General features: G+C 67.4%; 26 protein-coding genes. 20 read left to right on the plus strand and 6 right to left on the minus strand.

The genetic code is table 11. The annotated features are described in order from the left end of the window. Positions 1–4 precede the first annotated feature (4 nt). Positions 5–823, minus strand: coding sequence for an SDR family oxidoreductase (locus ACN9MV_RS19465; RefSeq protein ID WP_426389056.1), 819 nt, complete (start codon positions 821–823; stop codon positions 5–7). A gap of 76 nt (positions 824–899) precedes the next feature. On the opposite strand from ACN9MV_RS19465, the gene ACN9MV_RS19470 reads away from it, so the two are divergent. The 6 genes from ACN9MV_RS19470 to ACN9MV_RS19495 all read left to right on the plus strand — a co-directional run bounded on the left by ACN9MV_RS19470 (position 900) and on the right by ACN9MV_RS19495 (position 6,360). Further along, entirely contained in the window at positions 900–1,847 is a 948-nt protein-coding gene (locus ACN9MV_RS19470) for an AraC family transcriptional regulator (RefSeq protein ID WP_426389058.1), read from the plus strand. A gap of 106 nt (positions 1,848–1,953) precedes the next feature. After that, positions 1,954–3,387: a glycerophosphodiester phosphodiesterase family protein gene (locus ACN9MV_RS19475; protein ID WP_426389060.1), complete on the plus strand. Its 1,434-nt coding sequence runs from the start codon at positions 1,954–1,956 to the stop codon at positions 3,385–3,387. Positions 3,388–3,415: 28 nt separating this feature from the next. After that, positions 3,416–4,039 (plus strand): PAQR family membrane homeostasis protein TrhA, encoded by a 624-nt coding sequence (gene trhA / locus ACN9MV_RS19480; protein ID WP_426389061.1) that lies wholly within the window; start codon positions 3,416–3,418, stop codon positions 4,037–4,039. Positions 4,040–4,078: 39 nt separating this feature from the next. Beyond that, positions 4,079–4,993, plus strand: a complete 915-nt coding sequence (locus ACN9MV_RS19485; RefSeq protein WP_426389062.1) for a bestrophin family protein — start codon at positions 4,079–4,081, stop codon at positions 4,991–4,993. A 17-nt stretch (positions 4,994–5,010) separates the two neighbouring features. Next, on the plus strand, positions 5,011–5,445 hold the full coding sequence (locus tag ACN9MV_RS19490) for a DUF3806 domain-containing protein (protein ID WP_256216612.1): 435 nt from the start codon (positions 5,011–5,013) through the stop codon (positions 5,443–5,445). Between the two features lie 18 nt (positions 5,446–5,463). Continuing rightward, positions 5,464–6,360, plus strand: coding sequence for an amidohydrolase family protein (locus ACN9MV_RS19495; RefSeq protein WP_426389063.1), 897 nt, complete (start codon positions 5,464–5,466; stop codon positions 6,358–6,360). Here the strand turns inward: ACN9MV_RS19495 and bla are convergent, their stop codons facing one another. Then, positions 6,361–7,248: a class A beta-lactamase gene (gene bla / locus ACN9MV_RS19500; protein ID WP_426389064.1), complete on the minus strand. Its 888-nt coding sequence runs from the start codon at positions 7,246–7,248 to the stop codon at positions 6,361–6,363. Positions 7,249–7,422: 174 nt separating this feature from the next. Here bla and ACN9MV_RS19505 point away from each other — a divergent pair, with 174 nt between their 5' ends. The 7 genes from ACN9MV_RS19505 to ACN9MV_RS19535 all read left to right on the plus strand — a co-directional run bounded on the left by ACN9MV_RS19505 (position 7,423) and on the right by ACN9MV_RS19535 (position 15,068). Continuing rightward, positions 7,423–7,770 carry an ArsR/SmtB family transcription factor gene (locus ACN9MV_RS19505; protein WP_426389066.1) on the plus strand — a complete coding sequence of 116 codons (348 nt, stop codon included), beginning with the start codon at positions 7,423–7,425 and terminating at the stop codon, positions 7,768–7,770. Positions 7,771–7,805: 35 nt separating this feature from the next. Then, on the plus strand, positions 7,806–8,339 hold the full coding sequence (locus ACN9MV_RS19510; RefSeq protein ID WP_426389068.1) for an SRPBCC family protein: 534 nt from the start codon (positions 7,806–7,808) through the stop codon (positions 8,337–8,339). Positions 8,340–8,624: 285 nt separating this feature from the next. After that, positions 8,625–10,667, plus strand: coding sequence for a LamG-like jellyroll fold domain-containing protein (locus ACN9MV_RS19515; protein ID WP_426389069.1), 2,043 nt, complete (start codon positions 8,625–8,627; stop codon positions 10,665–10,667). Positions 10,668–10,718: 51 nt separating this feature from the next. Further along, on the plus strand, positions 10,719–10,898 hold the full coding sequence (locus ACN9MV_RS19520) for a hypothetical protein (protein ID WP_093055695.1): 180 nt from the start codon (positions 10,719–10,721) through the stop codon (positions 10,896–10,898). Positions 10,899–10,935: 37 nt separating this feature from the next. After that, entirely contained in the window at positions 10,936–13,125 is a 2,190-nt protein-coding gene (locus ACN9MV_RS19525) for a phosphocholine-specific phospholipase C (RefSeq protein WP_426389071.1), read from the plus strand. Between the two features lie 133 nt (positions 13,126–13,258). Continuing rightward, positions 13,259–14,035: a DeoR/GlpR family DNA-binding transcription regulator gene (locus ACN9MV_RS19530; protein WP_093176178.1), complete on the plus strand. Its 777-nt coding sequence runs from the start codon at positions 13,259–13,261 to the stop codon at positions 14,033–14,035. Positions 14,036–14,084: 49 nt separating this feature from the next. Then, on the plus strand, positions 14,085–15,068 hold the full coding sequence (locus ACN9MV_RS19535) for a DUF2272 domain-containing protein (RefSeq protein WP_426389072.1): 984 nt from the start codon (positions 14,085–14,087) through the stop codon (positions 15,066–15,068). 6 nt (positions 15,069–15,074) lie between these two features. Here ACN9MV_RS19535 and ACN9MV_RS19540 read toward each other — a convergent pair whose 3' ends face one another. From ACN9MV_RS19540 to ACN9MV_RS19550, 3 genes are read right to left on the minus strand one after another with little or no spacing between them, the layout of a single operon-like run. Next, positions 15,075–15,329, minus strand: a complete 255-nt coding sequence (locus ACN9MV_RS19540; protein ID WP_093055689.1) for a DUF3297 family protein — start codon at positions 15,327–15,329, stop codon at positions 15,075–15,077. 33 nt (positions 15,330–15,362) lie between these two features. Further along, positions 15,363–15,827, minus strand: coding sequence for a ribonuclease HI family protein (locus tag ACN9MV_RS19545; protein WP_426389073.1), 465 nt, complete (start codon positions 15,825–15,827; stop codon positions 15,363–15,365). Next, positions 15,828–16,280, minus strand: a complete 453-nt coding sequence (locus tag ACN9MV_RS19550; protein ID WP_143047748.1) for a hypothetical protein — start codon at positions 16,278–16,280, stop codon at positions 15,828–15,830. A gap of 119 nt (positions 16,281–16,399) precedes the next feature. On the opposite strand from ACN9MV_RS19550, the gene ACN9MV_RS19555 reads away from it, so the two are divergent. The 7 genes from ACN9MV_RS19555 (at position 16,400) to ACN9MV_RS19585 (ending at position 22,958) form a co-directional block, all read left to right on the plus strand. Then, complete coding sequence (locus ACN9MV_RS19555) at positions 16,400–17,140, plus strand: glutamine amidotransferase (protein WP_426389074.1); 741 nt, start codon at positions 16,400–16,402, stop codon at positions 17,138–17,140. Between the two features lie 76 nt (positions 17,141–17,216). Next, positions 17,217–17,855: a CDP-alcohol phosphatidyltransferase family protein gene (locus ACN9MV_RS19560; RefSeq protein ID WP_093055684.1), complete on the plus strand. Its 639-nt coding sequence runs from the start codon at positions 17,217–17,219 to the stop codon at positions 17,853–17,855. Between the two features lie 30 nt (positions 17,856–17,885). Next, positions 17,886–18,467 (plus strand): glutathione S-transferase family protein, encoded by a 582-nt coding sequence (locus ACN9MV_RS19565; RefSeq protein WP_426389075.1) that lies wholly within the window; start codon positions 17,886–17,888, stop codon positions 18,465–18,467. Between the two features lie 93 nt (positions 18,468–18,560). Beyond that, positions 18,561–20,963 carry an acylase gene (locus tag ACN9MV_RS19570; protein WP_426389076.1) on the plus strand — a complete coding sequence of 801 codons (2,403 nt, stop codon included), beginning with the start codon at positions 18,561–18,563 and terminating at the stop codon, positions 20,961–20,963. 12 nt (positions 20,964–20,975) lie between these two features. Further along, entirely contained in the window at positions 20,976–21,620 is a 645-nt protein-coding gene (locus ACN9MV_RS19575) for a histidine phosphatase family protein (protein ID WP_426389077.1), read from the plus strand. Between the two features lie 55 nt (positions 21,621–21,675). Next, positions 21,676–22,638, plus strand: a complete 963-nt coding sequence (locus ACN9MV_RS19580) for a DnaJ C-terminal domain-containing protein (protein WP_093055677.1) — start codon at positions 21,676–21,678, stop codon at positions 22,636–22,638. A 2-nt stretch (positions 22,639–22,640) separates the two neighbouring features. Beyond that, the gene (locus tag ACN9MV_RS19585) at positions 22,641–22,958 is read left to right on the plus strand and encodes a chaperone modulator CbpM (RefSeq protein ID WP_093055675.1); all 318 of its coding nucleotides are present in this window, start codon (positions 22,641–22,643) and stop codon (positions 22,956–22,958) included. A 1-nt stretch (position 22,959) separates the two neighbouring features. On the opposite strand, the gene ACN9MV_RS19590 is transcribed toward ACN9MV_RS19585, so the two are convergent. Then, positions 22,960–24,699 carry a dipeptidase gene (locus ACN9MV_RS19590; protein WP_426389078.1) on the minus strand — a complete coding sequence of 580 codons (1,740 nt, stop codon included), beginning with the start codon at positions 24,697–24,699 and terminating at the stop codon, positions 22,960–22,962. Between the last annotated feature and the right edge of the window lie 67 nt (positions 24,700–24,766).

Here is a 24,766-nt window from a genome sequence, read left to right on the forward strand (position 1 = left end):
CGACTCACCTCTTCATGCGCAGCATCGACCGCATTCCCGTCAGGAATTGCTCGTCGGTGCTGTTCCACCGTGCATTGGCCAAATGGGCACTGTCCGGTCCGGCCGGGAAGCGCAGCATTTCCGACTCTTCCGTAGCAGCAGCGAAGACGGCCGCCGCGACCTGATCCGGAGTCGTCACTGCGCCGGTAGTCCCGAACTGCGCCATGAGCTGCCCTGCATACGCCTGGTACGGCGGCGAGATCAAGCCGTTCATGCGGTCCATGCCGTTTGCCGTGAAGGCCGTCCCGGGACCATAGCCGGGCTCCACGAGCCTGACGCGCACACCAATGGATTCGAGTTCGAAGAACAGGGCCTCGGTGAACCCTTCGATGGCGAACTTGCTCGCCGCATAGGGCGCAACCATCGGCATGCCGGCGAAGCAGACGCTGGAGGTCACGTTGACGATGGCCCCTTCCCCGCGCTCGCGCATGAGCGGAATCATGGCCTGGGTCATTGCCATGACGCCGAAGGTGTTGGTCTCGAACACCTGGCGCACGGTTTCCATTGGCGTCACCTCGAAGGCCGAGAACAAGCCGATTCCCGCGTTGTTCACCAGCACATCGATCTTGCCGAAAGCGGCGATGCCTTGGCCAATGGCTTGCACGATGCTGTCGTTGTTCGTCACGTCGAGCTGGACCACGCGCAAGCGCTGCGAAGGCTCACCCAGAAACGCCGGATCCGGTTTGCGCATCGTCGCGACGACGTTCCAGCCTTGCTTGATGAAATGCTCTGCCGTGGCTTTGCCGTAACCCGAAGAGCAGCCAGTGATAAGTACAGTTTTCATGTTCGATGTCCTTTGAAGATCGGTCCGATGCTAGGGATCTTGACCAAGACGATCCATCCCGCCTAATCTCGATTTCATGCGCGATCGTCTAAACGCTGACCCACTGGCTTCCATCGTGGCTTTGCTCCGTCCACGAACCGTTCTGTCGAAGTTCGTCAGCGGCGCGGGTAGCTGGGCAGTGCAATACCCGAACTACGGACAGCCCAGCTTCTGCCTGATGCTGAAAGGCTCGTGCTGGCTGAGCCTGGACTCGGCAGAGCCCTTCCTGATGGAACCTGGGGACTACGTCTTGCTGCCGGCAACGCCCGGCTTCCGGATGGGCAGCGACCTCGAGGCCATGGATCGCCCCACCATGCGCATCGCAGATGCAAGCCCGGCGGGAGAGATCCGCCATGGCACCCAGGGGGACGAGGCGGCAGTCAGGATGCTTGGCGGCTACTTCCTGTTCGACCCGACGAGTGCCCCGCTGCTGGTGGGGCTCCTGCCGACGGTGGTTCACATCAAGGCTGCCGACAGCGGAGCGGCGCGCTTGACGTGGATTGCGCGCGCCATCGATGAAGAGAACACGACCCCGAGACCCGGTGGCGACGCCATCCTGACGCGCCTTGTCGAGATCATGCTGATCGAGGCCCTGCGCTGGCGGCCGACACAAGACGACGCGCCGATTTCCGGGCTCCTGGCGGGTCTGGCAAATGCGCGAATGGCGGATGCGCTGCGGCTTATTCACGAGGACGTGGCACGACGCTGGACCGTCGAGGATCTCGCGAAGAAGGTCGGAATGTCGCGCGCCGCATTTGCCGCCCGCTTCACACAGATTCTTGGTGTGCCCCCGATGGAGTACGTGCTGCGATGGCGGATGGCTCTGGCCAAGGACATGCTGTGGCATGACGGTCTTTCGCTTGGAGAGGTCGCGCATGCAATCGGCTATCAGTCGGCAAGCGCGTTCAGCACTGCCTTCAGCCGCTCGGTGGGGCTGTCTCCAAGCACGTTCGCACGCACTGGTCGCACCAACGCGCCTGCGTGATTTCAGGGCTCGTCAGCGGGCACTCGCTGGTCACTGTCCCGTCACGGGGCAAACCTAGCATCCGGCGGCTTTCGTTTCTCTTTCAACAAACACTCGAAAACTTCACATGAAAAAGAACGTTCCCGCGCCCCGCCCGGTTCGCGCCGCCATCGCAGCCATCGGTGGCTGCCTCGTGATAGCCGCATGTGGTGGCGGCAACGATGGGGGCGTCTCGTTCCCGGTCCTCCCGCCGGCACCGGCGCCCGCACCCGCCCCGGCTCCCCCTGCCCCCGCACCGCTGGGCACGCTCGACGGCTCCGTGCCCCTGGTCATCGGCCATCGCGGCCTGCCGGGGCTGTACCCCGAAGAAACCAAGGTCGCCTACGAAGCAGCAGCCGATGCCGGCGCCGATTCACTCGAGACCGACCTGCACCTCACCAAGGACTGCGTGCTCGTCGCGCGTCACAACCCCTGGCTCAGCGACAACACCAACATCGCCGACGTGGCCGCGACCAATTCCACCGTTGCGGGCCGCAAGCGCACCGTGCCCGGCGTGCTGGTCGACGTGAAGTACCCGGCCATCGAGGCCAACGGCCCGGCCCAGTACCTGAGCGACCTGACCGACCCGAGCGATCCGAAGTCGGTGCTCAAGTCGCTCATCGTCGACGGCGAGGACCACACCAACGACTGGTCCATCACCGACTTCACGATGGACGAGCTGCGCCAGTGGATTCGCGGCACCACCTACGACGCCAAGGACCAGCGCCCAACCGACCTCAACGGCAAGCTGCCGATCCTGAGCTTCCAGGAAGTGATCGACATCGCCAAGGCCAAGAGCGCCTCCACCGGCCGCACGCTCACCGTGTACCCGGAAACCAAGAACCCGATCTGGAACAACGCGCAGGCCATTGCCAACGGCTGCGGCCCTGCGGGCAGCCATCCGCTCGAAGACGCGCTGCTGAAGATCATGAACTTCAACGATCTGAACCGGAAAGACGCGCCGATCTTCGTGCAGAGCTTCGAGCCCGAGAGCCTGAAGTACCTGCGCTCGGCCGGTATGAAGGCCCGCGCCGTTCAACTGGTGGACGGCAACGACGTCAACTACCAGACTGGCGAGATGATCTACGTCACCAAGGACGTCTACACCTTCGTCGACGGCCGCCCCTACAGCTGGACGCTGGCCGGCAACCCCAAGTGGTTCGGCGAGATGCTCACGCCCGCAGGCCTGGCCGACGTGAAGACCTATGCCGACGGCATCGGCCCGTGGAAGCCGCAGGTCATGGCCCACACCATCGTGCCCTTCGTCACGCCCAACAAGGGCCTGGCCGACGTGAACACCATCAAGCCCACCAGCCTGATCGCCGACGCGCACAAGGCCGGCCTGTTCGTGCACAGCTACACCTTCCGCAACGAGGCGAAGTACCTGGCCGGCATCTACAAGGGCGACCCGACAGCCGAGTACCTGGCGTACTTCCGCGCCGGCATCGACGGCGTGTTCTCGGACTTCGCGAACACGGCGTTCGCGGCGCGCAAGACGTACCTGAAGGAAACGGGCCGCTGAGGCAGAACGGCGAAAGGCAGCCAGCACGATGTACCCCGGAGAACGACTCAACGGATACAGCCACTTGCTGGGCCTGCTGCTCGCGCTGCCTGCAACGGCGCTGCTGCTCGCCAAGACCGTGCCCACCGGCGACCCCGCGCGCATTGCGGGGGCGCTGGTGTTCTCGCTCTCGGCCGTGGCCCTGTATGCGGCCTCCACCCTCTTCCACAGCACGCGCGGGCGGCTCAAGCGCATGTGGGAGCGTGCCGACCACTGCGCGATCTACCTGCTGATCGCCGGCACCTACACGCCCTTCGCGCTGGTCACGCTGCAAGGCCCATGGGGCTGGCTGCTGCTGGCGACGATCTGGGGCGCGGCGCTCTTCGGCATCTGGCGCGAGCTGATGCCGGCCAAGGGCGGCGGGGCGAATAAGCCCTCGCTGGCGCTGTACATCGGAATGGGATGGCTCGGCGTGCTGGCCGCCGTGCCGCTGGCCGCGCGGCTCGACGGCGCGGGGCTGGCGTGGCTGCTGATCGGCGGCGTGCTCTACACGGCGGGTACCGTGTTCTATCGCAACAGGCAAGGCTTCCGGCACGCGCACGGTGCGTGGCACCTGTTCGTGCTGGCAGGCACTGCGAGCCATTACGTGGCGGTGGGCTGGTTCGTGCTGTAGGGGCCTGCGGGCCGGTCGTGCGGGGATAATCGCCGACCGATGATCGTCCGACCCCGCCCTCATTGGCTGCGCATGCTCTTCGTGTGGCGCGGCTCGGTCTTGCTGGACATAGCGCCGCAGCTCCTGTGGACCACCGCCTTCGCGGTGCTGGTGACGGTGCTCCACGGCCGGCTGTTCCAGTGGAAGGTTCCGCTCAATTTCGTGCCCTTCTCGCTCATCGGCCTGACGCTGGCCATCTTCCTTGGCTTTCGCAACGGCACGAGCTATTCGCGCTACTGGGAGGCGCGCACCCTGTGGGGCACGCTGCTCAACGAAACCCGCTCGCTGGTGCGGCAGGTGCTGACGCTGGCCGATGCGCCCGCCGAAGCAGGCAAGCCGACGCTTCGCCTCATCGCCTTCGTGCATGCTCTGCGCCACCAGTTGCGCGGCACCGATCCCTCGGCCGACCTCGCGCGGCTGCTGCCGCCCGAAGACTGCGCCCGCCTGCAGGCCGCGCGTTTCAAGCCGGCCGTTCTCCTGCTGATGGTCGGCGAATGGCTGCGGGACAAACGCAAGGGTGGCCAGCTCGACCCGACGCTCGCGCAGGCCATGGAAATTCCGCTGGGCCGCCTGACCGAAGCGCTGGGCGGATGCGAGCGCATCGCGGGCACGCCGATTCCATTCACCTACTCGGTCATCATCCACCGCACGATCTACCTGTACTGCGTGCTGCTGCCCTTCGGCCTGGTAGACGCCATCGGCCCCATGACGCCGGTGGTGGTCGCGTTCATCGCCTACACCTTCTTCGCGCTCGAAGCACTCGGGGCCGAGATCGAAGACCCCTTCGGCACCTCGCCGAACGACCTTGCGCTGGACGCCATGTCCCGCACGATCGAATCGACCTTGCGCGAGATGATCGGCGAGCCGCAGCCGATGCCGACAGAGTCAAGATCCGACAAGTACATGCAAACCTGAGAGGGAATACTCGCGCCATGGAACAAAAGATCGTTTCCCCCGCAAAGTCGGACCTTCGGGCCATTGCCACCCAGCTCATGCACGCGTCGGAGCTGGTGTCCGAAGCCAGCGGTCACGAGTTGACCGGTACAAGGACAGACCTCGCCGCACTGCAGAAAGTCATCGACTCGAAGCTCGTCGAGCCTGAAGCCACCTACTCCCTTCAGGCGCTGGGCCTCGCATTCGGCAAAGTGTTCATCAGCACTCGTACCGATTTCGACTGGTGGATGGTCGAGGACGAGTACGGACGGGACCCCGCGCTCCGGTACAAGCAGACCTCGCTCCTGCTGTTTCCCAAGACCATGATCTCCAAGCGGATCGAGGACGGCAAGGCAGTCAACGTCACGGAGATGTTCGAGGGGCTGCAGGAAACCGTTCGCGAGGTGCTGGCCGAGCACTACCCGGATGCCTGATCTGGCTCGAAGCACCGCATGAAAACCATCGCGCCAATCGCCGCCGTGCTTGTGGCCGCCTGCACGACCATCGCGCCCAGCGCCTACGGACAGGCCCCGGCTTACGCAGGCCCGCTGTTCGACACGCACCTGCACTACAACCAGGAAGCCTGGGACGGCAACACCGGCCCTTACCCGCCCGCCGAGGCGCTCGCGCGCATACAGCGCAACAACGTCAAGGCGATCATTGCCAATTCGCGCCCCAACGCTGGCACGCAGACCCTGGCCGCAGCGCGCGAGACACGTGCCGCGGGCGTGGCGGTCGTGCCCTTCGTGCGCCTGTACCGCAACCGCGACGACTACACCAACTGGTTCCGCGACGAGACCATCTACGAGATGGTGCAGACCGAGCTTGCGCGCGGCACTGCGAGCGGACCCTATCGCGGGCTCGGGGAATTCCACCTGTACGACAGCGCCGATGCCAACGGCCCCGTGGCGAAGAAGCTGATAGCGCTGGCTGAGCAGCGCAAGCTCGCAGTGCTCGCACACGTCGACGACGTGGCAATTGACCTGCTGATGGCAAACGCGCCTTCGAAGGGGCAGGCCCTGCGCTTGATCTGGGCCCACACCGGCATCGGCGGCCCACCGGTCGAACGGGTGCAGGCGCTGCTGGAGCGCTATCCGCTGCTGATGGGCGAACTCTCGTACCGCCCGGGGCTGACCTGCGAAGGCGGCAGGCTGTGCCCCGAATGGCGTGCGTTGATCCTCAAGTACCCGGGGCGCTTCATGGTCGGCTCCGACACCTGGGTCAACCAGCGCTGGAGCGCCTACGACGAGACGATGCGCGGCTACCGCACCTGGCTCGGCGATCTGCCGGCCGACGTAGCGCAACGCATCGCCTGGGGCAACGCCGCCGCGCTGTTCGACCTTCGCTGATCAGCCTGCCAGCGCGGCCACCGCAATGCGCGTCGCCGACGCAATGACATCGTTGCGCCCCTTCGCATCCTTCTGCGGAAAGGTCAGGTAGACCGACAGCACGATCGGTGCACCGGCCGGCGGCCACAGCACGCCGACGTCGTTCGTGGAGCCATACGAGCCCGATCCGGTCTTGTCCCCCACCTTCCAGCCGGCCGGCACGCCCGCCAGAAAGCGCTCTGTGCTCGTGGTGTTGCCCAGCAGCCAGGTCTGCAGCTGGTCGCGCTGCACAGTGCCCAGCGCATCACCCAGCGCCAGCCGCTGCACGCTGTCGGCCATGGCCGCGGGCGTGGTGGTGTCGCGCGGGTCGCCGGGAATGCTGGTGTTGAGCTCGGGCTCGGTACGGTCGAGCCTGAAGGCCTGGTCGCCGATGCCGCGCGCAAAGGCGGTAACGGCGGGCGGGCCACCCAGCACCTTCAGCAGCAGGTTGGCGGCCGCGTTGTCGCTGTACTGAACGGTGGCGGCGCACATCGCGGCCACGGTCATGCCGGTGGCAACGTGCTTCTCGGTGATCGGCGAATAGGCGACCAGGTCGCTCTTGCCGTAGCTGATGTTCCTCGACAGCAGGCCGCTGTCCTTGGTGCTGCGTTCGAGCACGGCCGCGGCCAGCATCAGCTTGAAGGTGCTGCACAGCGGAAAGCGTTCGTGCGGGCGGTGCTGGATGCGCGCGCCGCTGCCGGTGTGGAAGCCGACCACGCCCAGGCGGCCGCCCGAGGCACTTTCGAGCGCGGCGAGCTGCGCTTCGGCCGAAGACTGCGATGCCGTACCAGACCACGCAGTGCATGCGCTGGCGAGCGGCAGGACGGAGGCGGCAAGCAGCAGGCTTCGGCGCTGAACTAGAGGGTTCATTTCGTTTTCTCTTTCTTTGGTCGAGTGGATGGTACGAAGCGAATCCTAGGAGCGGCGCCCTCGTCGATCCAGCCTCCGGACGGCGTTGCGCGTCCCGGGTGTATCCGCTGTAACGGCAAGGTTTATTCAACCATATAGTTGAACATTGATCTGGAAATGCCTATATTCAACCTCATGGTTGAACTAGAACTCGCAGACGAACGGCTCGACGCCGTATTCCACGCCCTGGCCGACAGCACGCGCCGCACCATGCTGCAGTTGCTGTCCCATGGCGAATGCAGCGTGGGCGAACTCGGTGCGCCGTTTCGCATGTCCTTCGCGGGGGCGTCCAAGCACGTGAAGACGCTGGAGCGCGCAGGCCTGGTATCACGCACCGTGCAGGGCCGCGCGCACGTCTGCCGGCTGGAGCCTGCCGCACTGGCCACGGCAGATGCCTGGCTGCGCTACTACGAAGGCTTCTGGAACAACCGTCTCGACACACTGGAACAGGAGCTGCGGCGCGAAGAGAAATCGCGCAAGTGATCTCCCCCTTCTTCATTCACAAGGAGCACATACCCATGACGATCAAGCACAGCCTCGGCCAGCAGGTCGACCCCGGCACCCTGCGCATGGAGCGCACCCTGCCCGCCCCCATCGAGCGCGTGTGGGCCTACCTGACCGACCCCGACAAACGCGCCGCCTGGCTTGCCGGCGGCACCATGGCGCAGAAACCGGGCGAAATGTTCGACCTGCGCTTCAACCACACCGAACTCACTGGCGAAGTGGCTCCCGACCGCTACGCCGATTGCCGCCAGCCCATCGTGCAGAAGTCGCGACTGGTGCGCATGGAAGCACCGACGCTGCTGACGATCAGCTGGGACGAAGGCCCGGCGCCGTCGGAAGTCACCTTCGAGCTCACGCCGCAGGGCAACACCACGCAGCTCGTGCTCACGCATCGCCGGCTGGCAAGCCGCAAGGACATGGTCAGCGTGGCGGGCGGGTGGCATGCGCACGTCGATGTGCTCATCGAGGTGCTGGCGGGACGCAAGCCACAGGGCTTCTGGACGAACCACGCGGCGCTCGAGAAGGACTACGAAGCGCAGATTCGCTGACTGAAGCAGCACGTTCCTCCTTTCATTTCTCTCACGCGGGGCCTTCGGGCCCCGTTTCTTTTGGGCGTTGGCGTTCGCGGGGATTGTCAAACCGTTGTCACCTGAGGACCGCAGCATCTGAGGCATTAAGAGTATTTGTGTGTTTTGTTGTAAATAACTTTATTTGCACAAGAACAGAAAGACACCCACGCTCCTTCGGCGCAGCCGCGGGATATGCGTCTCAGAACTTCGAGGGAAAACATGATCAGAGGAATGAACACGCGCCGCGCATGGGCAGGAACAAGCATGTGCGCCCTGCTGCTTCTCACCGCTTGCGGTGGAGGTAGCGGCAACGGCTTCTCACCCATCGGCACACAGTCGCCTGGTAGCGGAAGCAACCCGGCGCCGACAGTCAACCAGGGCAAGAGCGGGCCCAAGGCACTCGTCGTCGAGATCGACGGCCTCACGCATGCGGCGCTTCGCGACGCCATGGCACAGAACAAGGTGCCGGCATTGCAGTCGCTGCGCGTTGCACCGGCATGGACCGGCGGCGCCAACGGCACGCTGAGCGAACAGCGCACCACCGACGGCCCGGGCTGGGCCACGCTGCTGACCGGCACATGGGCACAGCGCCACGGCGTGCGCTGGGACACGAACGACCAGCGCATCGACGTCAAACTCGCGCCCTCGGTCTTCGCGCTCGTCAGGCAGAACAAGACGGCCGCCTACAAGACAGCTTCTGTCACCACAAGCACGCTCTATCCGCTGCTGCTGTCGAACGAAACCGGCACGCTCGACAGCGCAATCGACTGCGCCGGCGCCGGCGCCGACACCTGCGTCACCGACCGCACCGCGCAACTCATCGACACGGGCTACGACCTGCTGGTCGCGCAGTACGGCGCACCAGGCGCGGCGGCAAGCAGCGGCCTGAAGAGCGACGCGTACCAGCGCGCGATCGCCGACACCGCCGCCGGCGTGGGCCAGTTGCTGGCGCGCATCGCGCAGCGCACCACCAACGATCCGAAGGAAGACTGGCTCGTGATCCTCACGACCAGCCACGGCCTCGACACCTTCGGCGGTGCAACCGGCCTGCAGGACAACGACAACAAGACCATCTTCATCGCGAGCAACAAAACGCTCGCGGCGCAAGCCGGCGTCGGCACGGCCGCTCCTGCTGACGCAAGCCTGCTCGCGCTTTCGGCCGCCACCGACATCGCGCCGACCGTGTTGCGTCACCTCGGCGCGCTGCCCGCGGCCGCCGACTACCGCTTCAACGGCCAGGCCCTGCAGGCGGCCACGTCGCTGCGCGGCCTCTCGGCGAAGACGGGTGCGGACAAGCGCAGCATCGAGCTGTCGTGGACGCTCGCCGGCACCACGACCGCGCCAGTGCAAGTGCTGCGCGACGGCAAGCTGGTGGCTACGCTGCCCGCCGGCTCGACTGCCTACGTCGACCCCGTCGTCGCCGAGAGCGACGGGCTGTACACCTTCCAGTACGCGGTCGTCGCCAACGAGGTCACCGTGGCGCTCACCGCGCAGATCGCCTACGTCAAGCCGGTACCGCCGGAACCGCCGGTGACGCTCGCTCCCACGCTGGTGAACGGGCTGGTCAACTACTACCCGCTCAACGCCCTGCCTGCAGTCGATGCGAAGAGTGCCTCCACACTCGCCCCTTGGGCTGCCGACGCCAATGGCGGCACGCTGGTCGACGACGGCTTCCCGGCACCTAACAAAGCCAAGGCACTGCGCGTCGACAGCACCGTGAAGAACGCCAGCGGCACGGCCGGCTATCGCCTCGTGCAGAACAGCGACGTAACCACCAACCCGGCGGTCACGGCCTTCACCATCGGCTTCTGGATGCGCACCGACAACACCTGCAGCCAGGGCGTGAGCAACGGCGGCACGGTGATCGGCAACAAGAACTACACCACCGGCGGCAACGCGGGCCTGGCCATCGGGCTGTTCGGCAGCTGCGAGATCCGCTTCAACGTAGGCACGGGCAGCGCACGCGCCGACAGCAACGGCTACAGCCTGAGCGCTGGCCAGTGGGCCTACGTGGCGGTGGTGATCGACAAGGCCGCACTCACGATGAAGGGCTACGTGATGGACCCCGTCAGGGGCATCCAGACCAACAGCACCGCCATCACCAGCGCGCTGGTCGACAAGCTCGGCGGCCTGGGCAACGGCCTGGGCCTGAACGAGGACGGCACCGGCCTCTACTACCAGCGCGAAACCTCTTCGCCGCGCGGCGCCATGGACTTCGACGACTTCGCGATCTGGAACCGCTCGCTCACGAACGACGAGCTGACCAGCATCTTCAAGTCGGGCACGCCGCTGTCGACGCTGCCCTGACCCCGATCACCCCCGAGCCTGAAGACAACAACGATTCCAGAGGATCAAACCATGCAAGTTCAAACCCTTCTTTGCGCGCGCCTCGTGCCCGCGCTCGTTCTGGCCTGCGCCCTTTCCGCCTGCGGCGGCAGCGGAGGTGGCGGCGGCTTCGTCGGCGGCACACCGACACCCCCCACCACGCCCACGCAACCCGACACCGGCGTTGCCCCCGTGAAGAGCTGCGCACCCTGAGCCCCGCCGAACCATGTCCAACCAAAACAACAAGCCCATGACGAACTCACGTCGCAAATTCCTCACCGGCACGGCCACGACCGGCGCCGCCGCCCTCGCGCTGACAGCCTTTCCGCCGAGCATCCGCCGCGCGCTCGCCATTCCGGCCAACAACAAGACCGGCACCATCCAGGACGTCGAGCACATCGTGATCCTGATGCAGGAGAACCGTTCGTTCGACCAATACTTCGGCACGCTGATGGGTGTGCGGGGCTTCGGCGACCGCTTCACCATTCCGCTGCCAAAGGGCTTGAACGTGTGGCAGCAAAGCGATGCCAGCGGCAAACCCATCCTGCCCTACCACCTCGACAGCCGCAAAGGCAACGCGCAACGCGTGAGCGGCACCCCCCACTCCTGGAGCGACGGCCAGAACGCCTGGGACGGCGGGCGCGCATACCAATGGCCGCGCTACAAGACCAATGCGTCGATGGGCTACTTCAAGGAGGCCGAAGTAACGTTCCAGTTCGCGCTGGCCAATGCCTTCACGCTGTGTGACGACTACCACTGCAGCATGCATACGGGCACCAACTCGAACCGCATGTTCCACTGGACCGGCACCAACGGCCCCACGGGCGCCAACGTGGCCACCGTCAACAACGAATGGGACGACATCGGCCCGTCCACCACCGGCTACGAGTGGAAGACCTACCCCGAGCGGCTGCAGGAAGCCAAGGTCAGCTGGATCATCTACCAGAGCCTGCCGGACAACTTCACCGACAACCCGTTGGCCGGCTTCAAGCAGTACCGCAAGGCCAACGAGGATTCGGGCAAGCCGGTGAGCAACGACGGCCCGTCGCCCGCCTACGACCCGGCCAGCGACGACGCCGGCAACCCGCTCTACAAGGGCATTGCCAACACCATGCCCGACGGCGGCTTCCTCGAGCAGTTCCGCCAGGACATCAAGAACGGCAAGCTGCCGAAGGTGTCGTGGATCGTTGCGCCCGCGGCCTACTCCGAGCACCCCGGCCCCTCGAGCCCGGTGCAGGGCGGCTGGTACATCCAGGAAACGCTGGACGCGCTCACCGCCGTGCCGGACGTGTGGAGCAAGACCGTGCTGCTCATCAACTTCGACGAGAACGACGGCTACTTCGACCACTACCCCTCGCCGGCCGCGCCCTCGCTCAACCCCGACGGCTCCATGGCCGGCAAGACCACGCTGCCCGAGGCCGACCTCGCCGTGGAGCGCTTCACGCATCCAAAGCCGCCGGGCACCAGCGGCCAGCCCGCACCTGACGGCCGTGTGTACGGCCCCGGCGTGCGCGTGCCGATGTATATCGTCTCGCCATGGAGCCGCGGCGGCTGGGTCAATTCGCAGGCCTTCGACCACACCTCGGTGATCCGCTTCATCGAGGCACGCTTCGGCGTGAAGGAGCCCAACATCTCGCCATTCCGCCGCGCAGTGTGCGGCGACCTCACCAGCGCATTCAACTTCGCCACGCCCAACACGGAAGCGCTGCCCACCTTGACGGGACGCACGACCAAGGCTGACGCCGACAAGCTGCGTGCCGACCAGCAGGCCCTGGCGCAAGTGGCGTTGCCGCTCGACCCGCAACTGCCGCGCCAGGCCACCGGCACACGCCCCTCGCGCGCCCTGCCATACGAGCTGCACACGAGCGCGCGCGCCGATGTCATCAAGGGCCAGATGCGGCTGATCTTCAAGAACAGCGGCAAGGCCGCGGCCGTGTTCCATGTGTACGACAAGCTCAACCTCGACCGCCTGCCGCGCCGTTACATGGTCGAGCCCGGCAAGACGCTCGACGACACGTGGAACCCCACGACCGACAACAGCGGCTTCTACGACCTCTGGGTGCTCGGGCCAAACGGCTATCACCGCCACTTCAAGGGCGACCTCAACCGGCTTCGCGCCGGTGGCGCACCCAACCCCGAAGTGCAGGTGTGCTACGACATTGCAAACGGCAACGTGTACCTGGAAATGCTCAACGGCGGTGGTGGCGCCTGCAAGTTCACAGTGCGCGCCAAGGCCTACCGCGACGACGGCCCGTGGAACGCCACGGTGAGTGGCGGCGGCAAGGCCGAGCAACTGTGGGTACTGGCCAGCAGCGGCCAGTGGTACGACTTCGCCGTTACCTGCGATGCCGATCCGGCCTTCTATCGCCGCTTTGCCGGCCGCGTCGAAACCGGCAAGCACTCGGTGAGCGATCCGGCCATGGGCCTCGCCGATCTCTGACAACGGACGGGGCCAACGCACCTGCATCGGGATATTGGCCGGCACAATTGCACGGCCCCTGTGCCTGTTCACGTGCAACCGGGGCGGCTGTCACACTGACGCCGCCCCTTTTTCTTTTTTACGCCGGCATTCCATGCTCCAAGAAGAACGATTCCTGCGCATCCGCAGCCTGCTCGCCACCTTCTCGCGACTCAGCGTCGAGCGCGTCATGCAGGACCTCACGGTGTCGCGCGAAACGGTGCGCCGCGACCTGCTCGAACTCGAAGGCCTGGGCGAACTGCGCCGCGTGCATGGCGGTGCCGTTGCCATCAAGGCGGAGCCCGAGCCGCCGCTCGCGGTGCGGCTGGTGGCGCGCCAGCGCGAAAAGCGCGCCATTGCCAAGGCCGCCATCGCACTACTGCGGCCGGGGCAGACCATCTTCATGGACGCGGGCAGCACCATGTCGATCTGCGCGGAAGAGATCGGCACGCTGAGCGGCATGACGGTCATCACCAACTCGCTGAACATCGCGCTCAAGTTCGCGGGCGCGGGCGAAGGCCGGCTCACCGGCAACCAGACCATCCTGCTGGGCGGCCAGATCGACGTGAAAGCGCAGGCCACCTGCGGCGACACCACGGTCGAGGCCATCCGCCGCTACCGCGCCGACGTGGCGCTGCTGTCGCCGGTGGGGCTGCACGCCAAGCACGGCGCGATGAGCTTCGAGCACCACGAGGCCACCGTGGCGCGCGCCATGGCCGAGCAGGCGCAGCAGCTGGTGCTGTTGGCCGACCACGCCAAGATCGGCCAGGCCAGCCGCGTGACCTATGCGCGGACGACGGACATCGACGTGGTGGTCACCGATGCCAAGGCGCGCGAACTGCCGGGGCTGTCGGCACTGCGCAAGGCGTGCGAGCGGGTGATAGTGGCCTGAGGCGCATCGCATGCTGCGACCGGACGCGCCCCCTGCCTCACGATGGGCGATGGCTGCCCTGGGCGCCGCAGCCTTCTTGCTCGCATCCGCGCCGGGCCTGGCTTCCGCTGCATCGGGCTGCCTCGAAACGGCCACGCAGGCCCCTTCACCGTCGCGCGCACTCGCAATGGCGACCTTCGCACTGCAGGAGCACGAGGCCTTCGGCGGCCAGTCCATGGATGCCGAAGGGCGCATGACCGAAGCCGGCGACTCCGAAGCCGAGGACACGCGTCGCACGGTGCCGGGCCTCGCGCCATGGCAGCGGGTGCTGGGCTACTGGCAGGCCGTCGATCCGCAGCTCCCGTCGCTCGTTCGCTTCGGCGCACTGCGGGGCGCCGACCGGCACCTGCTGATGCAGGCGTTGAACGAGGCGACGGCCGGGCGCCTGCAGGGCATGGGCGTCGGCCCCGACGAGGGGCTTGATTCAGTGGAGCTGCGCGCCATTCAGGCCGCACTGAGCCGGGTCGCGGTGATCGACACGCCCTGGTCCGCGGCCTTCATCAGCTGGCTGGCGCGGCAGGCGGGGCTGGCGGACGACGAGTTCGTGTTCTCCGAGGCACATGTCGACTATGCGGGCGCTGCGTGGCAAGCCGGCGTCGAGGAGGCTGCGGGCCGCCCCACGCGCTACGCCCTGCGCACCTGCGATCTGACACGCACGCCGCCGCGCGTCGGCGACCTGGTCTGCCAGGCACGCGGCGCGGGCGCCGGGTTCGACACCTTCGACAAGATCGGTGAAGTGCTGGCCGCGCGGGACACCGGCGGCGAACCGCTGCCCATGCATTGCGACGTGGTGGTGGCTGTGGATGCCACGGGCTTCGACACCGTGGGCGGCAACGTGCTGCAGTCGGTCACGCGGCGCCGGCTCGACTTTGCGCCGGGCACGCGCTGGCTGGACCCGAGCTACCTGCCCGAGGGATGCACGCCGGGCGCGCCGGGGTGCATCGATCGCCACATGAGCCGCCAGCCCTGGTCGCTGCTGCTGCAGTGGCGCTGAGCGCGCTTACGCTTCCTTGTAGTACGCCTCGACCGTGCCCTTGAGCTTGAGCAGCAGCGGCTTGCCCTTGCGGTCGAGGGTCTTGCCGGCGGGCACCTTGATCCAGCCTTCGCTGATGCAGTATTCCTCGACGTCGAGGCGGTCCTTGCCGTTGAAACGGATGCCGATATCGTGCTCGAACGCGGCGGCCACGTGGTGCGGGCTGCGCGGATCGATGGAGAGGTGGTCAGGAAGGGGTGGGCGGGGAGTGGCTTCTGTCATGGCGCGTGATGATAGGGGCTCCCGGGCCCGACCCTATCGCCGCTTCTTCGCGGGCCTTGCAGGCGGCTTGGGCGCGAAGCCCAAGGCGCCCCGCGCCAGCGCGTCAGCCTCGCCATTGCGGTGGCGCGGAATCCACTGCACGCGCACGTCGTCGAAGCTGCCGAGCAAGGCGCGGGCATCGTCGAACAGGCCGGCCAGGCGCTCGATCGGTTTCGCCCCGGCCGGGCCGAGCTGCTCGACCAGGATGCTGTTGTCGCTGTAGGCCCGCACCGCCGTCGCACCCCGCTCGCGCAGGTCTTGCAGCGCGAGCGTCAGCGCCCGCAGTTCGGCCTCGTTGTTGCAGCCTGTGGCATGCGTGGCTTGCGACAGCGTGTGGCGCTTGCCGTCAGGCGCGGTGATGACGGCGCCGATGCCCATGCGCCCCGGGTTGGGCATGGCGCTGCCGTCGCAGTAGACGGTCCACGGAAGGCTGTCGGGCCTGGCTTCTCCTGCACTCATTCAGCAGTTGCCGCGCTTGATGCCTGCGAGGTTCTGGCAGGGCCTCTGGCCGGGCGGCGGCCCAGGGTCGTGCGCATGCGGTGGCGGCCGGCGAATGGGGCGCACGCCGTCGTAGTACGGGTCGGGGCTCAGGATGACGACGGCCGGGGGATCGGCGGCCGCGGGCTGCGTGTCGGCGGGATAGCGCGGGATGATGGCCGGACCCGAAGGCGGATTGCTCGCCACCTGGTTGGGCGGTGCAATCGGTGCTGTCGGGGTCGGCGCCGGTGTGTAGTCCGGCCGGCGCGCCTCGGCGGGCGGCGACTCGAGGATCGGCACCTGCCGCGACTGCTTGCTGCCCGCCGGGCAGGCGACGTTGGTGTAGGAGATGGCCCCGCTGGCGTCCGTGCAGCGCACCACCTCCGCCGCATGTGCGCCCAGCGCCGCAGCGAAGATCATGAGGGAGGCAGCCAAGGTGCGCATCAGTCGATTTTTCGGCAGGGTTGCAGTCAGGTCAAACACCCGGGGACCGCCCCGGGTCATCCACTGTAGCCGTTGCGAGAGCATTTCGCACCTGCGGCATGATCGCGGGCATGGACAACCACCGCCCGCACCCGCTCGTCATCGTCAAGCTTGGAGACACCTTCGAGGCCCTGCGCGCGCAGCGCGGCGACTTCGAGCACTGGATTGCCGACGGGCTCGACACGCACGCGCTGCCCCTGCTGGTGGTCGATCCGCGCCGCGGCGACGCCCTGCCCGACCCGGCCGAAGTGTCAGGCGCGGTCGTCACGGGTTCGCACGCGATGGTGTCGCACCGCGAACCCTGGAGCGAGACCACGGCCGCGTGGCTCGCGCAGCTCGTGGCGCGCGACACGCCGGTGCTCGGCATCTGCTACGGCCACCAGTTGCTCGCGCATGCGCTCGGCGGCGAGGCCGGCGACCACCCGCAGGGCGCGGAGGTCGGCACCGTGACCGTCACGCTCGACGATGCCGCCGCTACCGACCAGTTGCTGCGCGGCCTGCCCGCGCAGTTCCCGGCCCACGTTGTGCACTGGCAGAGCGCTCTGCGCCTGCCTGAAGGTGCTGTGCGGCTGGCCGGCAACGATCACGAGCCGGTGCACGCGTTCCGCGCGGGCGCGCATGCCTGGGGCGTGCAGTTTCACCCCGAGTTCGACGCCGGCGTCATGCGCGGCTACATCGACCAGCTGGCTGGCGACCTGGCTCGCGCCGGCACCGACCCGGCCGCACTGCGCGAGCACGTGGTCCCGACCGATGCAGCGGCCGGCCTGCTCGGGCGCTTCGCACGGATCGTCGAAGCGCATCACGGCGTCTGACGCCATGCGCTGACAAAAAGCGCGTTTCGCTTCGGTTAAGGTGCGGTCCATTCGCCGTTTGCCCAACCCATCTTTCATGACTACTCCCTCCCCCGCGCCGACCCGCAAGCATTTTTCGATGCTCCGGGAATTCCACCTGGCCGACGCCTTCACGCTCGGCAATGCAGCCTGCGGGGTGGGCGCGGTGTTCCTCGCGATGGCCTTCATGGCGAGCCAGTCGCTCGCACAGTTCCTGTGGTCGGCCGCGCTCGCACCGGCCGCTTTCATCTTCGACGTGCTCGACGGCCGGATCGCACGCTGGCGCCAGACGCAATCCGCCCTCGGTCGCGAGCTCGACTCGCTGGCCGACATCATCTCCTTCGGCATGGCGCCCGCCGCGCTCGGCTTCGCGGCCGGACTGAACGGCGGCTGGGACTGCGTGATCCTGATCTATTTCGTGGGCTGCGGCGTGAGCCGGCTTGCGCGCTTCAACGTGACGGCCGAGGCACTGTCGGCCGGCTCCGACAAGGTGAAGTACTTCGAGGGCACCCCCATCCCGACCAGCGTGGTGCTGGTGGGCGTGCTGGCATACGCGGCCTGGCAGGGCCACATCGGCAGCGCCTTGTGGGGCGGCGCCTGGGTCATCGGGCCGTGGCAGTTGCATCCGCTCACGCTGCTGTTCGCCCTGTCGGGCACGCTCATGATCAGCAAGACGCTGCGAATCCCGAAGTTCTGACCGCTCACTCAAGACGAAGGAGACACGCCGATGACCATGAAGCTGTATTTCGACCCGCACAGCCGCTCGCACATCGCCAAGTGGATGCTCGACGAAGCCGGCGCCGACTACGAGATCGTGACCACCCTGCTCAAGGACAAGGCGCACAAGAAGCCTGAGTTCCTGAAGATCAACCCTGCGGGCAAGCTGCCGGCGCTGGTCGACGGCCAGGCGCGCGTCTTCGAGAACGCCGCCATCTGCATGTACGTGGCCGAGAAGTTTCCCGGCAAGCGGCTCGCGCCCCCCGTCGGCACACCAGACCGGGGCCGCTACCTGTCGCTGATGGTCTATTCGACCGCGCAGCTGGAGCCCGCGATGGGCGACGCCATCTTGAAGATCCGCAGCAACAACAGCGCGCGCGGCTGGACCAATTTCGAAGCGGCCAAGGACGCGGTCGAGCGCGAACTGCGCTACGGGCCCTACCTGTTCGGCGCGCAATTCACCGCGGCCGACGTGATGATCGGCGCGATGCTCATCTGGCACCGCGCCTTCGGCGGCGTCCTGAACCGGCCCACTCTCGACGCCTACATCGACCGGCTGCAGGCCCGGCCCAAGGGCATGAAGTTCGGCTGAACTCTGCGCGGCATGCCGCGCTGGTGACAACGCGCGGCAAAGGTACGTCCTTTAATCGGCTTCCTTGTTCCTTCCAATAAGAGAGACGCCCGCATGACATCGAAGAACGCCACGCCTTCCCGGTTTTCGCTCACGGCCCTTTCCGTGGGCCTGGTCGCCCTGCTCGCCGCCTGCGCGAGCACGCCGCCGCCCGGCGGGCGCAGCGTGACCATCGAGCGCACTACCTTCGGCATCCCGCACATCACCGCGCCGGACTACGAAGGCCTGGCGTACGGCAGCGCCTATGCGCATGCGCAGGACAACGTCTGCCAGACGGCCGAGCACCTGCTCACGCTGCGCGGCGAGCGCTCGCAGTTCCTGGGCGCGCAGAACACCGGCGACCTGGGCCTGGGCCGCGCGCCGAATGCGCAGATCGACCTGTTCATCCGCTATCACATGGACGACGCCGCGCTGGCGCGTGCAGGCGCTACCACGAGCCCCGACGTGCAGGCCGCGCTGCGCGGCTACGTGGCCGGCTACAACCGCTACCTGCAAGACGCCGGCCCCAACGGGTTGCCCGAAGCCTGCCGCGGCAAGCCCTGGGTGCGGCCGATGACGACTGGCGACCTGTCGCGCGCCACCGAGATGTCGATGATCCAGGGCGGCCTGGGCGCGCTGGCCGGCGCAGTGCTGGCCGCGGTGCCGCCCGCCCCCGGCGCCAAGACCAGCGCCGCGCCGGTGGACCTGAAGGAAGCCGTGGCCGAAATCGGCCGCCACAGCTTCAACGCCAACCCCGAGGGCGGCGAGCTCGGCTCCAACGGCTGGGCCTTCGGGCGCAATGCCACGCCGGACGGCAAGGGCCTGCTGCTCGGCAACCCGCACTTTCCGTGGACCGGCACCAACCGTTTCTGGGAAATGCACCTCACCATCCCCGGCAAGCTCGACGTGATGGGCGCCACCGGCGGCCTGAGCCCGGTGGTGGCCATCGGCTTCAACAAGGACGTGGCCTGGACGCACACCGTGTCGACCGGCAAGCGCTTCACGCTGTACGAGCTGAAGCTCGACCCCAATGACCCGACGGTGTACCTGGTCGACGGCCAGCCGAAGAAGATGGTTGCGCGCACCGTAGCACTGCCCACCGCGGCAACGGGCGGCGGCACGCCGCCGGTGCAGCACACCTTCTATTCGACCGACTGGGGCCCCGTGATCTCGCTGCCGCGCGCCGGCCTGGGCTGGACCGCGCAGAAGGCCTACGCCATCCGCGACGCCAACACGCTCAACGTGCGCTCGGCCGAGAGCTGGATGAAGATGGCGCTGGCCCGCAACGTGACCGAACTGCGCGCCGCCATGGGCAACCAGGGCATGCCGTGGATCAACACCATCGCGGCCGACCGCGACGGCAACGCGATGTACGCCGACCTGTCGGTGGTGCCCGACGTATCGGCCGACATGCTGAAGAGTTGCGCGCCCTCGCCCGCCGCCGCCGCCCTGCTCAACGCGGCCGGGCTGCCGGTGCTCGACGGCTCGCGCAGCGCCTGCGCATGGAACCGCGACAGCGCGGCCGCAGCGCCCGGCATCATCGCGCCGGCGCGCATGCCGGTGCTCATCACACCGGACTACGTGCAGAACAGCAACGACAGCTTCTGGCTCAGCAACCCCGAAACCGCGCCGATGGCGGGTGTGTCGCCCTTGGTGGGCCCGATCGGCGTGCCGCAACGGCTGCGCACGCGCAGCGCGATCATGGAAATCCGCGGCCGGCTCTCGGGCGGCGACGGCCTGCCCGGAAACCGCATGGGCGCGGCCGAGCTGCGCAGCGTGATCTTCCGCGACAGGAATCTCGCAGGCATGCTGGTGATGGCCGACCTGCAGGCCGCCTGCAGCGCCGCCGGCAACACGCTCACCACCGATCAGGCGCTCGGCTGCCGCGTGCTCACCGCCTGGGACCGCACCAGCAATGCCGACTCGAAGGGCGCACCGCTGTTCCGCGAGTTCTGGCGCAAGACGAAGGACGTGCCCAAGGTCTGGCGCGTGCCGTTCGATCCCGCGCAGCCAGTGGCGACGCCCGCCGGGCTCGACATGGCCACGCCGGCCACGCGCGAAGCCGTGTTCAAGGCGCTGGGCGACGCGGTCGGCATCCTGCGCACCGCCGGCTTCGCGGCCGACGTGCCGCTGGGCGTGCCGCAGTCGCGCCTGGTGCGCGGCCAGAAGATCGCGCTGCACGGCGGCGACGAGTTCGAGGGCGTGCTCAACAAGCTGGAGTCGCAGGGCCAGTCGCTGATAGACCCGAAGGGCTACAACGTCAACTACGGCAGCAGCTACATGCAAGTCGTGACCTTCGACGCCAACGGCCCGGTTGCTCAAGGCCTGCTGACCTACGGCCAGAGCAGCGACCCGGCTTCGCCGCGCGCCTACGACCAGTTGCCGCTGTTCGCGGCCAAGCAGTGGCACCCGCTGCCGTTCCACCCCGCCGACGTGCGGGCACAGCGCGAAGGCACACCGCTGCAGCTCGCGTACTGACACCGCCCATCCATGTCACAGCAAACCGCCCCTTCCCACACCGCCCCGAGCGGGCTCGGCGAACTGATCCGCATCGCCGAGGCGCAGCCGCTGTCGCCAGCCTGCGATCACTTCTACTTCCTGCGCCACGGGCAGACCGGCCGCAATGCGCTGCGCATCTTCCAGGCGGTGGACGAGCCCCTGAGCGAGCTTGGTCTGCAGCAGGCCGCGCGCGCCGCGGGGCTGCTGGCCGGCGAGCCGATCAGCACCGTCGTGTGCAGCGACGCGCGGCGCGCGCACGACACCGCGTACACCGTGGCCACGACGCTAAAGCTCATGCCGGCCGCACAGGCCGCGCTGCGCGAGCGCAACTTCGGCGCGCTGATCGGTACCTCGTCCGCCAACATCGACTGGGCCTGCGAGCCGGAGGGCGGCGAAACGCTCACGCAGTTCGTCGCACGCACGCGCGACGCGCTCGACACGGCCCTGCGGCTGCCCGCCCCGGTGCTGGTGGTGGCACATGGCGGCACGCTCTACGCGCTGGCCGCCCTGCTGGGCGTGCCGGTCGACGTCGGCCTGCTCGGCAATGCGCAGCCCTTGCGTTTCGAGCGCCGCGGCCCCACATGGGCCGTGACGCCGCTGCTGCGGCAAGCCGACGGCGACGCAGCCCTGGCCTAGCCTCCCCCCACTCCTCGGGCCTTGTTGCCGTCCACCCAACGAACCGCCACACACCATGGAATTCAAGGACTACTACAGCGCACTGGGCATCGACCGCACCGCGTCCGACGACGAAGTGCGCAAGGCCTACCGCAAGCTCGCCCGCAAGTACCACCCCGACGTCAGCACCGAGCCCGACGCCGAGAAGCGCATGCGCGACATCAACGAGGCCAAGGACGTGCTTGGCGACAAGGAAAAGCGCGCTGCCTACGACGCGCTGGCCGATCGTGTCGCGCGCGGAGGCCATCCCGAGGGCGACTTCCAGCCGCCGCCAGGCTGGGACGAAGGCTTCGAGTTTCACCGCGGCCCGCGCCAGGGCCCGGCCGACCACGCCGACTTCAGCGAATTCTTCTCGTCGCTGTTCGGCGAGGCCGAACGCCGCGGCGCCGCGCGGCAGAACTTCCGCGCGCGCGGCGAGGACCATCATGCGGCCATCGAGATCACGCTCGAAGACGCGCTCAACGGCGCCGAGCGCGAGATCACGCTGCGCGCGCAGACCGTCGACGCACAGGGCCACCCGCAGTGGGAGAACCGCACGCTCAGCGTGAAGATCCCGCCGGGCGTGCACCCGGGCCAGTTCATCCGCCTCGCGGGGCAAGGCATGCCCGGCCACGGCGGCGAGCCGCCCGGGGACCTGTACCTCGAAGTGCGCATCGCGCCGCACAAGCTGTACCGCGTGGAAGAGCGCGACCTGTACATGACGCTGCCCATCACGCCCACCGAAGCCGCGCTGGGTGCGCAGGTGCAGGTGCCAACGCCCACCGGCGGCGTGGTCGAAGTGACCGTGCCGCGCAACGCGCGCAACGGCCTGAAGCTGCGGCTCAAGGGCCGTGGCTTCGCAGGCAAGACGCCCGGCGACCTGTACCTGCTGCTCGACATTGCGCTGCCGCCCGCCGACAGCGACGATGCGCGCAAAGCCTACGAACAGCTGGCGCAAGCCACGGCATCGTTCCACCCACGCCAGCATCTGGGAGTCTGAGCATGGTGAATTTCACTGTCACAACCGCCACCGCCGTCAGCGCCTCGCAGCCGCTCGCGGCGAGTGAACTGGCGCACGCCGTTGGCGCCGACACCGCCTGGGTCGTGCAACTGGTCGAGGTCGGCATCCTGCGGATCGAGACGACCGAGACCCAACCCGAGCGCTGGCAGTTCTCCAGCGCCGACCTGCAGCACGCGCTCGAAGCGCGCCGGCTGGAGCGCGACTTCGGCGTGGGGCTCGACGCTGCCGCGCTGATCCTCGACCTGCAGCACGAGGTGCGCCGGCTCAAGGCGGTGCTGCAGGCGCGCGGCCTGCGCTGAGCTACTGCATCTGCTGCAGGTTGCCGATGCGCACCAGCATCTCGGTGAACATCTGCAGGTCGGCGTCGAGGTCGGGCACTTCCTTGTATTCCTTGGCGTTGTGCCCGGTGTACTTCTTGCCGGGCATGCCGGGGCCGAAGCTGATCGCATTGGGCATCTGCTTGGCCGTGGTGGCGCCGGCCGCGGATACGGGCTTGGCCTCGAGGCCGGTGGTGTCGCCGTAGATGTTGAGCAGCGTCGTCAGCCACTGGCCAGAAGGGTCGCGCGCCATCCAGTTGCCCTGGTCGTACTTGATCTCGACTGTGGCCTTGTTCGCCGCAGCCCAGTCATTGATCTTCGCGGTGACTTGGGCCTTGAGTTCTTCGGGCGTGCGGCCGCGCGGCATGCGCGTGTTGACCGCCACTACCACCCGGCCGTCGGCACCGGTGCGGATCAGGTTGGGAGAGAAAGTCAGTGGCCCCATGAAGTCGTCCCTGTAGCCCAGGCCGATCTTCTCGCCGAGGTAGCCGGTGCCGTAGAGCGCATCGACGTATTTCACCGCCTTGAGGAACTGGTTGTCGGCCAGCGCGACGCCGGACTCCAGCAGGAACAGGCCCAGCCGCGGCAGCGGATTCACGCCGTTCTGGGGCTCCGAGCCATGGGCCGAGGTGCCGGTGACCTTGATGGCGATGCTGTCCCCGTCACGCGTGATGGCAATCGCAAACTTGCCGCCCTGCGGCTCGTACTTCTGCAGGAAGGCCGGTTTCGCGGCTTCGAGCTTTGCGAGCACCGCAGCGAGGTCGCCACCCTTGAGCGTGGCGGTGGCGGTCTGCGAGATCGCGTTGACCGCGGCGGCTGCGCCCATGTCCGTGATCGCGGTGACTGCGCCATCGGTTTTCTCCGCAGGGAAGAACACACTCAGCGAGCCCGCGCCCTTCTCGGCCACGACCGCGGGGTAGCCGCTGTCGAGCACGATGTTGTAGGCCGGCAGCGGCACCTTGCCGCGGTAGTACTCCATGGCGTCGCCACCGGTTTCCTCGGTGGTCTCGATCATCAGGCGCATGGTGCGCTGGATCGGCAGGCCGCTTTCCTTCACCGTCTTCATTGCATAGAGCACGGCCGCGATGGAGCCCTTGTCGTCGATGGTGCCGCGGCCGTAGAGGCGATCGCCCACGCGCACCATGGTGAACGGGTCGAGCCGCGTGCCGTCGTCGAGCACCCATTCTGAAAGCACCGCGGGCACCACGTCGGAATGCGTGAGGATGCCGAACTCTTCAGTGCCCTTGCCCTTGAGGCTGACTTCGAAGATGCGGTTGTCGACGTTGCGGTAAGCAAGCCCGAAGTCGCGCGCCATCTTCTCGACCAGCTTGCCGAAGTCGATGATCGTCGGGTTCTCGTGCGGCGGGATCTGCACGTTGCGCGCAGTCGGCAGCGCCACCATGGCACCGAGGCTCGCGATCACGGCCTTCTGGTTGTGCAGGCGGTTGTACAGGCCCAGCAGGCGCGCGATGTTGGTGAGGTCGTCGCCGGCCAGCGGTGCCTTCTTGCGATAGGCGGCCACGGCGGGCTTCAGCTCGGGGTTGGCCTTCTCGGCCTGGGCCAGGAAAGCGTTGAAGCTGGAGGCGGGCTTGCCGCCTTGCCAGGTCGCGGCCAACTGGTCGAGCGCGGGTTTCTTGAGCGTCTCCGAGAAGGCCGGTGCGGTGAGGCCAACTGCCATCAAGCCCATGGTGAGGGCTGGCAACGAGAAGCGAAATTGCAGCATGTGCGTGACTCCCTTTTCACAAAAATGGAAGCCTTCGACGATACCCGAGCCACGCGCTGCGACAGGT

It is taken from the genome of Variovorax sp. R-27, assembly GCF_049913215.1.
GTDB lineage: Bacteria > Pseudomonadota > Gammaproteobacteria > Burkholderiales > Burkholderiaceae_C > Variovorax.